The organism is Burkholderia paludis, from assembly GCF_000732615.1.
Classification (GTDB): Bacteria; Pseudomonadota; Gammaproteobacteria; order Burkholderiales; family Burkholderiaceae; genus Burkholderia; species Burkholderia paludis.
Genome location: NZ_JPGL01000144.1, coordinates 1 through 1,920, shown reverse-complemented (window position 1 = coordinate 1,920; position 1,920 = coordinate 1). Strand labels below are relative to the sequence as shown.

Here is a 1,920-nt window from a genome sequence, read left to right as displayed (position 1 = left end):
GCTGGCTGCCCAATCGGGCGTGGGTCAGCGACATCACGTTTATCCGGACCGGCGAAGGCTGGTTATATCTGGCGGCGATCCTGGATCTGGCGAGCCGACGCATCGTGGGCTGGTCGATGGCCGCACGAATCAATACCGACCTGGTCTGCCAGGCACTGCGCAGCGCATGCTGGCAACGCAAGCCGGCACCGGGGCTGCTGTTACATTCCGACCGCGGAAGCCGATATGTAAGCCGAACCTACCGGAAGCTTGCCGCCGACTTCACGATGAACATCTCGATGAGCAGACGCGCGAATGCGTGGGATAACGCCCCAATGGAGAGCTTCTTTAAGACGCTGAAAGTCGAAAGAATCTATCAGTTCCACTACGAAACACGCGCCCAGGCTCGTCTGGACATCGTCGACTGGATCGAAGGCTATGACAATCGGCAACGCCTGCACACCTCAATCGACTTCCATACCCCTGTCGACTACGAGGCCGCGTTGATCGCCGCATGACTTGCTGTACGTGGAAACGAGACAGGGTCACCATCATCTGCTCGATACACCCGGTCGGATCGCAGCGGCAACTGGCTATGCTGCGCCGCAGTTCGCACCTCTAGAGCACATTGCTTGCCGCATCGTACCGACAACAGCTCGGCGAGCAGCGTCTCGTCTGCAGCGCGACAAATTACTAGCGGCGGTCAAACACGTCATATTAGAACCGGCCAATCGACCTCTATCAGCATTGCGCGACGCTTCTGATGGTTTTCGTGATGTGACACCAAACCAACTACACCAAAAGACTCTCGACCAGATAGTCTCGAAGGCTTGCAGCAACGCATGCCCTTTACTGCCGGTCCGCTATACTGGGGCACACGAGATTTATCACCAAATTACACTTTACGTCGACGAGGAACGATATTATTTACAAAATCCGAAAAAGTCGGCGCTATATCAATGATGTCGTCTACATTCTCCTCCGATTCCCACAAGACATATTTCACCCCACCCGTCTCCAAATCGATCCAGAAGTCATTATCTCCAGCATCACCAGCAAATGGAAAATGATTTTGACAAAAAATGTCTCGCTTCTCGGAATATCTAGCCCTCACCTTGCGAACCTTTTCCGCCGAACGAAGATTAACCTCATCTTCATCGAAGTATTTTTCGCCGACATAGTAGAAACTTTCAATTTCCATCGAATTGCAATCACTTCCACTCAAATCAAAAAATCTGTCCCGATAGAAATACGCACCACTATTAAAATACCCGCCATTGCATTTTATATAAAAATCCACAAAATCGTGAATTCCATTGAAATCAACACCAGAAAGCACCTCCATCACAATTTCAGCTGATACGGAAGGGCCCTGATCACAAAAATCAAACCCATCACCACAAAATAAATTTTCAATTAACATTGCCCGACCCCAATAGTCAACACCCTCTTTTCCCACTCTTCTCTAAAGCCTTGTTTCTCTTGGCCGCCTCTTCGATTGCGCCTTCAGTCCCATACTTGTGGCCAGTCGCCTGTTTAAAATCGTCCGCCCCGCCAATATGTGGGTGAGAGTGGTAATTAGGATCAACCAGCTGACCTCTCATCGTGTTTATTTCCGCATCGTAATCTATGTGGTGATTCATCCATTTGGTAGAAGGCCGCTCACTAAGTCCAGCCGCGTCATATAACGCCTGCTTGTCTAACATGTAACTCCCCGTTGCCTTATATGAATATATCCCCGTCGGATTACTAGCAGTTACCGTGCGCGGATGTAAAACATCAGATGGGAACTCAATCAGTTCCAGCTCTAAGCTCCAAGGATCGATCGGTAATACCCCCGCTTTTAACGCGAGTCAGAAGTAGAGGCTAAGCGGCCATGGCCAGCCGCTGTTTTGGCGTTACGCCACCAAGGCCCATGTTGGGGCGCTCATGATTGTATTG

General features: G+C 50.5%; 3 protein-coding genes. 1 reads left to right on the top strand and 2 read right to left on the bottom strand.

What is annotated here, in order from left to right; translation table 11 throughout:
- The coding region (locus GQ56_RS0138845) for an IS3 family transposase (RefSeq protein WP_031403751.1) at window positions 1–497 on the top strand (497 nt) is incomplete at its 5' end.
- Window positions 498–874: 377 nt separating this feature from the next.
- Here GQ56_RS0138845 and GQ56_RS42795 read toward each other — a convergent pair.
- Both GQ56_RS42795 and GQ56_RS45405 read right to left on the bottom strand, forming a co-directional pair.
- Window positions 875–1,438: an SMI1/KNR4 family protein gene (locus GQ56_RS42795; protein WP_152602018.1), complete on the bottom strand. Its 564-nt coding sequence runs from the start codon at window positions 1,436–1,438 to the stop codon at window positions 875–877.
- On the bottom strand, window positions 1,419–1,685 hold the full coding sequence (locus GQ56_RS45405) for a hypothetical protein (RefSeq protein WP_152602017.1): 267 nt from the start codon (window positions 1,683–1,685) through the stop codon (window positions 1,419–1,421). Before GQ56_RS45405 ends, GQ56_RS42795 begins: the two co-directional genes overlap by 20 nt.
- Between the last annotated feature and the right edge of the window lie 235 nt (window positions 1,686–1,920).

What these genes read in the sequence shown, in the direction of transcription:
- GQ56_RS45405 (WP_152602017.1), bottom strand. Translation starts at nt 1,685, where the DNA reads ATGTTAGACAAGCAGGCGTTATATGACGCGGCTGGACTTAGTGAGCGG.